Annotated in this window: 1 protein-coding gene; it reads left to right on the top strand. The window is 49.2% G+C overall.

Translation table 11 applies throughout. The annotated features are described in order from the left end of the window. Positions 1 to 219: 219 nt before the first annotated feature. Positions 220 to 930, top strand: a 711-nt coding sequence (locus tag QP891_RS11660) for a terminase gpP N-terminus-related DNA-binding protein (protein ID WP_502869516.1), incomplete at its 3' end; no start/stop codon positions are given.

Below are 930 nucleotides of genomic sequence, written 5' to 3'. Positions count from 1 at the left end.
TGTCGCGACTGACCTGTCAACCATCACGACCACTTACCCAGGAACAGACTGTCAAATAAGTCATGAATTCGGACACCTCCGGGCGCACAATGTGAAGTCTCGAGACATCGTTCCTATGGTCTCTCGAGGCTTTTCTTTTTTGTGGTGCCCTGGGCGGCGTGGAGTTTGGGGTTAAACGACAAAAAGGGGATGCGGACGAAATCTTGGAGGATTTTCCGTATGTCTAATATTCGATACACGAATGCGCAACGACTTAAGGCGTTAGAGGTATTCGACAGGACTCAATCTGTCACAAAGACTGTCCGCGAGTTGGGTTACCCAGGCCGTTGGACGCTCCACCTCTGGATTAGACAGCGGTCTGAACCACCATCTTCTCCTATTCGGCGGACAACGCTGAAACGCTACCCGTTTACGACAAAGCTTAAAGCAGTCGAGCTTTTCAACTCCGGTATGTCTCCTGATGCCGTTGCAGCCGAGTTGTCGCTGAACTCGAAAATGAGCGTCTATGCTTGGGCCCAACGATTCCGTGAGGAAGGAAAGTGGGGCTTGATGAGCGCAACTGAACGCAAACAGTCAGCTGGCATCGTAACTCACAAAGCCTTGGAGAAGTCGCTTCCAGATGATGCGGCACAGCTTAAGAAACTGGCAGCGCGACTATCAGCAGAAAAGGCCGTGCTAGAAAAAGAGCTGGAAGAAATAAAAAAAGACGACAGCATCGACCCAACCAATCTCAGTAACAGATTCAAAACTATTGTGGTCGATGCGTTACGGTCTGCTTTTCCGATTTCACTGCTGCTTGACATTGTCGGACTATCGTCTTCTAGCTTCTATTATCAGCTCAAAGCCTTGAAGAGTCCTTCAAAGTATGCGGAGCTGACCGAAAGAATTACCGAAATCGTAAAAGACTCCGAATTCAGCTACGGCTACCGT

It is taken from the genome of Corynebacterium sp. MSK310, from assembly GCF_030227355.1.
Classification (GTDB): Bacteria; Actinomycetota; Actinomycetes; order Mycobacteriales; family Mycobacteriaceae; genus Corynebacterium; species Corynebacterium rhinophilum.
Note: the sequence above shows the minus strand (reverse complement) of the source record. Positions and strands in the feature narration are given on the sequence as shown.